The organism is Nocardia sp. 852002-51101_SCH5132738 (assembly GCF_001665695.1).
Lineage (GTDB): Bacteria > Actinomycetota > Actinomycetes > Mycobacteriales > Mycobacteriaceae > Nocardia > Nocardia nova.
Window position 1 is genome coordinate 23,861 of sequence record NZ_LZML01000029.1, and the last position, 6,000, is coordinate 29,860.

Below are 6,000 nucleotides of genomic sequence, written 5' to 3' on the forward strand. Positions count from 1 at the left end.
CCGGCGGTTACCATCCACCCGTGGCGAAACTGAAGGTCTCGGTGGACGTTCCGATCTCCCCCGATCGGGCGTGGTCGCACGCGGCGAATCTGGGCGAGCTCGACCAGTGGCTGATCATGCACGAGGCATGGCGCGGCCGGGTGCCCGACGAGCTCACTCCCGGTACCGAACTGGTGGGCATCGCCTCGGTGAAGGGTCTGCGCAACCGCGTGCGCTGGACCGTGCGCACCGCCGAACCACCGCGCCGGCTCGTGCTGAGCGGCGCCGGCAAAGGCGGCACCAAACTGGGACTGGCGCTGCTGGTCGCGCCGAACGCCTCGGGTTCGGCGGTCACCGTCGACATCGATCTGGGTGGGCGACCGCTGTTCGGCCCGATCGGAGCGACGGTGGCACGAGCGCTGCGGGGCGATATCGAACGCTCACTCGACCGGTTCGTCGACCTGTACTGCTGAACGCTCAGCGCGGTTCGAGAACGATCAGCGGGATCGTGCGCCCGCCCGCCTGGCGCCGATAGAACTCGTAATCCGGTGTCATAGCCACGAATTCACGCCACAGGTCCGGATATTCGGTCGCGGTGGCGACCCGCGCCCGCACCGAGCGGACTTGCCTTCCGATCCGGATCGTGGTGTCGGGGTGGGCGAGGAGGTTGTGATACCAGGCGGGATGGTGCGGCTGCCCCGCCTTCGACGCCGCGATCGCCACCGCGGCCCCCGCGTCGACGTACATCAGCGGTGAGGTTCGCGGAATGCCGGATTTCGCACCCACGTGGTCGAGCAGGAGTATGCGCGCGTGCCGACGGCCCGGCATGCGCCCGCCGATCCGCCCGCCCGAGCATCGGTACAGCGCCACATGGACTTTCGTTGCCCGCCGACCGGCATAGACGCCGCGGCGGTTCGCGAATCGGGTCGTGGCGGAGACGATTCCGGCGAGCGAGGCCATATCGCCGAGCATGCATCAGCCCTCGCGTTCCCGCCAGGGGCCGGGCCGCACGAATGCGTCCCGTCCCGGTGAGAATTAACCGGTCCGCAACCACGCGGGGCTTGTGTACCGCATTCACGGCAATATGCTTCCCATTGTGACGAATTTGCGGATCAGTGAGGCGGCGGCGCTGCTGGGGGTCAGCGACGACACCGTGCGGCGCTGGATCGATCAGGGGCGGCTGCCGGAGATCCGGCTCGACAGCGGTCGCAAGGGGGTGCGCGGCGCGGATCTGGCCGAGGTCCTGCGTAGTCAGCACGCCGAGGCGCGCGAACCCGGTGTCACCGTCGCCGCCTCGGCCCGCAACCGGATGCGCGGCATCGTCACCCGCATCGTCAAGGACACGGTCATGGCGCAGGTCGAGATGCAGGCCGGCCCGTTCCGGCTGGTCTCGCTGGTCAGCCGGGAATCGGTCGACGAACTCGGTCTCGAGGTCGGCAGTATCGCCGTCGCCTCGGTCAAATCGACCCACGTCGTGGTCGAAATTCCGGAAAGTTGACGAGAATGCAGCTCTTGCGCACCAGCGGCGCCGCGGCGGCCGTCGTGGCGGTCACCGCGGGCCTGGCCGGATGCGGTTCCGACGACGCGAAGTCCGCCACCGGAACGGACCAGCTCTCGGGCACGGTCACGGTTTTCGCCGCGGCCTCGCTCACCGAGACGTTCACGAAGCTCGGACACGACTTCGAGGCCGCCCACCCGGGCGTGAAGGTCGTCTACAGCTTCGGCGGCAGTTCGGCACTCGCCCAGCAGATCCAGCAGGGGGCGCCCGCCGATGTCTTCGCCTCCGCGGCCCCGGCCAATATGCAGCAGGTGGTCGACGCCGGTGCGGTCACCGCGAAACCGGAGACGTTCGTGAGCAATCGGCTGGAAATCGCGGTGCCCGAGGGCAATCCGGGCAAGATCACCGGACTGGCCGACTTCGGCAAACCGGAGCCGCGGATCGCGTTGTGCGCGGTGCAGGTGCCGTGTGGTGCGGCCGCGGAGAAGGTTTTCCAGATCGCCGGCATCACCCCGCTGCCCGACACCCGCGAGCAGGATGTCAAGGCCGTGCTCACCAAGGTGACCCTGGACGAGGTCGACGCCGCACTGGTCTACCGCACCGATGTGCAGGCGGCCGGCGACAAGGTGCAGGGCATCGACTTCCCGGAATCGGCGAAGGTGGTCAACACCTATCCGATCGCACCGCTCGCCAAGGCCCCGCACGCCGCCGCGGCCGCCGCCTTCGTCGGCTACGTGCACTCCGATGCGGCGAAGAAGGTGTTCGCCGCCGCGGGATTCGACACCCCGTGAGCAGGCCGGGAACGCGGCGACGGGCGGTATCGGGACGGCGGCCGGCCGCGCTGGTGCTGCCCGCGCTCGGCGCGCTGGCGTTCCTGGTGATTCCGCTGATCGGCCTGCTGGTGCGCACCCCGTGGGCGAGCCTGACCGACCGGCTGTTCAGCGCCGAAGTCGGTACCGCCCTGCGACTTTCGCTGATCTGCGCGAGCTGCGCGACCGTGATCTGCCTGCTGTTGGGCATCCCGCTGGCCTGGCTGCTGGCGCGGGCGCACATCCCGGGCCGGGGCGTGATCCGCGCGCTGGTGACGGTGCCGCTGGTCCTGCCGCCGGTGGTCGGAGGCGTGGCACTGCTGCTGGTGTTCGGCCGCCGCGGGCTGCTCGGGCAGTATCTGTACGACTGGTTCGGCGTCTCGCTGCCGTTCACCACGCCGGGAGTGGTGGTGGCCGAGGCGTTCGTCGCCATGCCGTTTCTGGTCATCTCGGTGGAGGGCGCGCTGCGCAGTACCGACACCCGCTACGAGGAAGCCGCCGCCACCCTCGGCGCGACCCCCTGGTACACCTTTCGCCGCGTCACCCTGCCCGCGATCCTGCCGGGCGTGCTCGCCGGCGGCGTACTGTGCTGGGCTCGGGCGCTCGGCGAATTCGGCGCGACCATCACCTTCGCCGGGAATTTCCCCGGCCGCACCACCACCATGCCGCTGGCGGTGTATCTCGCGCTGGAAACCGATCCCGATGCCGCGATCGTGCTCAGCCTGGTGCTGCTGCTGGTGTCGGTCGCGGTGCTGGTGTCGTTGCGCGAGCGCTGGATTCGAGGAGCGGTATGACGCTGCGGGCCGAACTCGAGGTGCGGCGGGAGCGCTTCCGCCTCGGCCTGGCGCTCACCGTCGAACCCGGTGAGGTGGTGGCGCTGCTCGGGCCCAACGGCGCCGGGAAGACCACGGCGCTGCGTACGCTGGCCGGACTCGAACCGCTCACCGGTGGACGCCTCAGCGTCGCCGACCGGGTCTGGGACGAACCGCCGCGAGCTTTCGTCCCGGCCGAGCAGCGACAGGTCGGCGTCGTCTTCCAGGATTACCTGCTGTTTCAGCATCTTTCGGCGCTCGAGAACGTCGCCTTCGGCTTGCGGGCCCGCGGCATGCGGCGCGCGCAGGCGCGGGCCCGCGCCGCCGAGCAGCTCGCCCGGGTAGGTCTCGCCGAGCACGAACACGCTACACCGCGCACACTCTCCGGCGGACAGGCGCAGCGAGTGGCGCTCGCGCGCGCCCTGGCCACCGACCCGCAGCTGCTGCTGCTCGACGAACCACTGGCCGCGCTCGACGCCCGGACCCGGGTGCAGGTGCGCGCCGACCTGGCCCGCCACCTGCGCGACTATCGCGGCCATACCGTGGTGGTCACCCACGATCCGCTCGACGCGATGGTGCTGGCGGACCGGCTCGTCATCCTCGAACAGGGCGCTATCGTCCAGCAGGGCGCGCCGACCGAGATCGCCCGGCGGCCGCGGTCGGACTATGTCGCAGATCTGATGGGGCTCAATCTGTTTCGCGGCACCGCCGCGGGCACCGGCGTCGAGATCGACAACGGCGGGCACCTCACCGTCGCCGCTCCCGCCACGGGCCGCGTCTTCCTCACCTTCCCGCCTACCGCGGTGAGCCTGCATCCCCAGCAACCCGGCGGCAGCCCCCGCAACACCTGGCCTGTGACCGTCGGCGGCCTGGAACACCACGCCAATCTCACCCGCGTCCGCCTCGACGGAGCTCCACCTGTGCTCGCCGACATTACCGCGGCGGCGGTGGCCGACCTGCGCATTCAACCGGGTATGCGGGTATGGGCCGCGGTCAAGGCGACCGAAATCCATGTCTACCCCGCTTGAAATCTCGAGGGGGGCGGCGTGGCGCGCGTCGAATCCGGGGTCCGTGCGGGTTCGCGCATTATGCTTGCCGGTCGATAGCTGTTCGGGACTGCTGCCGTGACACCGAGGAACAGGATCCAGCTATGCGACGTCCTCTCATCGCCGCCGCGACGGGTATCGCCGCGGTTACCGCCGTCGCGTCGATCTTATGGACCGGCGGGAGCGAAACGAGTCACGCCCAGCCACCCGGCACGGACGTGACCGGCTCGGGAGTCCATCTGACCGCGTCGGTGGACAACATCGGGGTGAACCCACCCGGTGACCGGACGCCGAACTATCTCATGACGTTCTCGCATGCCGCGCAGCTGTCCGGGAATTTCTCGGTCAACGTCGAGGGCGATCCGATCACCTCGGGCCAGGCGGTGGCGGGATTCCTGCTCGGATGCGGGATCAGCGTGGCAGGCGGCTTCGACGTAGGCATTTCGCCCAACCAAGGGCTGCAATGGAGCATCTCCCCGACGTTCACGCCACCGTCGCTGACGACCGCCGCCGCTCCCATCGCGACCACCGGCAGCGCCACTCCGACCACGACCACCCCCAGCGGTACCGGCGCCTCCTCCACAACCGCCCGCACCACGACAACTCGCCCCACGACCACCCAGACCAAGGCTGTCGGCACGAGTGTTGCGCCCACCACGACGGTCACCACCACGACGGTCACCACCACGACAACCCCGACTACGCCCACCCGCACCGATATACGCCACACATACGCAACCCAGTCACACCAGCCACCAACACTTCGCTACACCTTTTGCACCTTCCCGTATATCGGCAGCGGATATGCGGGTGACCAGCCGATATACGCCCCGATATACGCCTATACGCGGCGGCGGGCGGTCACGGCTGGCGCATGGCCTCGGCGGCCAGCTGCGCGCCCCAGTGTTCGGCGACGAACGCTTCGATGACCTGTTCGCGGTAGCCGTAGAGGCGGCCCTCGACCACGGAAATCCGCGCCCACTCCAGGTCTGGGGCCTCCCACGGAGGAGTCTGAGGCTCGGCGAGTCCCCAGCGCACCATGCCCCCGCCTTCCTCGAGATCGTGGCCCACCCGCAGATCGGGAAACCCCTCCTGACCAGCCAGGAACTTGCGGATGCGCTCTCCCTGGCCTGGTAGCGCCCAGTCCACACACCCGCTGCGGCGCTTCCCGCCGACCGGCACCGCCCACCGCGACGAACCGGCCGGGGTCAGCGGTACCGCCTTGGTCAGCAATGTCAGATCGTCGAGACGCTCGAGGTACCACTCCACGTCCGAGCGGCGGACCCTGGCCGCCAGCGCCGTCGACACTGCCTCACGTACCGCCGGCGTCCATGTCTCGGCTCCAGGAAGGCCGGCCAGCGAGCGTGCCCGCAGCGACCGCAGGCCCGCTGGGGGCAACTTCGGGGCCGGACGCCGTGGCGGCGCGGACGGTTTGGGCGGTGGAGGTGGATGCGGGGCCGGGGCGGGCTCGATCGGCCACCCTGGCAGGGCGTCGAGCACCCGATGCAGCTCGGCCACATTGCTGGCCGGGCCGACCACCACGAAGATCTGCTCATCGGCGGTATTGCGGGTCGCGCGCACCACGCCGCGGCCGGCCAGCTCCCGCAGCAGCGCGCGGACCGCGTTCGGGGCGGGATCGTTGGGCCGTATCCGCACCATCAGCAGCGACAGCCGCCCCGGTTCGCGGCCGTGGGCCTGCTTCGCGATCGGGACACGGACCAGCTGTACCCGGTGCCGCTGCCCGTGCCATGCCTCCGTCATGTGACAAGAATGCACCCGGGATTCGGCACACCATTTGCACCATGCCGGTACCCCTGCGGGGTATCTTCTACCCCTCCTACCCCCACCCCGACTCA

8 protein-coding genes are annotated in these 6,000 nt (G+C 69.7%); 5 read left to right on the forward strand and 3 right to left on the reverse strand.

What is annotated here, in order from left to right; genetic code table 11:
• Positions 1-20 precede the first annotated feature (20 nt).
• Positions 21-452, forward strand: coding sequence for an SRPBCC family protein (locus A5789_RS04515; RefSeq protein ID WP_063014655.1), 432 nt, complete (start codon positions 21-23; stop codon positions 450-452).
• Positions 453-456: 4 nt separating this feature from the next.
• Here the strand turns inward: A5789_RS04515 and A5789_RS04520 are convergent, their stop codons facing one another.
• Positions 457-939, reverse strand: coding sequence for a nitroreductase/quinone reductase family protein (locus A5789_RS04520; protein ID WP_064906546.1), 483 nt, complete (start codon positions 937-939; stop codon positions 457-459).
• A 136-nt stretch (positions 940-1,075) separates the two neighbouring features.
• On the opposite strand from A5789_RS04520, the gene A5789_RS04525 reads away from it, so the two are divergent.
• The 4 genes from A5789_RS04525 to A5789_RS04540 are packed head-to-tail and all read left to right on the forward strand — an operon-like array spanning position 1,076 to position 4,126.
• The gene (locus tag A5789_RS04525) at positions 1,076-1,477 is read left to right on the forward strand and encodes a molybdopterin-binding protein (protein WP_063014721.1); all 402 of its coding nucleotides are present in this window, start codon (positions 1,076-1,078) and stop codon (positions 1,475-1,477) included.
• Between the two features lie 5 nt (positions 1,478-1,482).
• Entirely contained in the window at positions 1,483-2,268 is a 786-nt protein-coding gene (gene modA / locus A5789_RS04530; protein ID WP_064906535.1) for a molybdate ABC transporter substrate-binding protein, read from the forward strand.
• Positions 2,265-3,080, forward strand: coding sequence for a molybdate ABC transporter permease subunit (gene modB / locus A5789_RS04535; protein ID WP_064906536.1), 816 nt, complete (start codon positions 2,265-2,267; stop codon positions 3,078-3,080). Before modA ends, modB begins: the two co-directional genes overlap by 4 nt.
• Complete coding sequence (locus tag A5789_RS04540; protein WP_064906538.1) at positions 3,077-4,126, forward strand: ABC transporter ATP-binding protein; 1,050 nt, start codon at positions 3,077-3,079, stop codon at positions 4,124-4,126. Before modB ends, A5789_RS04540 begins: the two co-directional genes overlap by 4 nt.
• 313 nt (positions 4,127-4,439) lie before the next feature.
• Here A5789_RS04540 and A5789_RS37640 read toward each other — a convergent pair whose 3' ends face one another.
• Both A5789_RS37640 and A5789_RS04550 read right to left on the reverse strand, forming a co-directional pair.
• Positions 4,440-4,859, reverse strand: a complete 420-nt coding sequence (locus tag A5789_RS37640) for a hypothetical protein (protein WP_231956629.1) — start codon at positions 4,857-4,859, stop codon at positions 4,440-4,442.
• A 146-nt stretch (positions 4,860-5,005) separates the two neighbouring features.
• On the reverse strand, positions 5,006-5,905 hold the full coding sequence (locus tag A5789_RS04550; protein WP_064927119.1) for a DUF6302 family protein: 900 nt from the start codon (positions 5,903-5,905) through the stop codon (positions 5,006-5,008).
• Between the last annotated feature and the right edge of the window lie 95 nt (positions 5,906-6,000).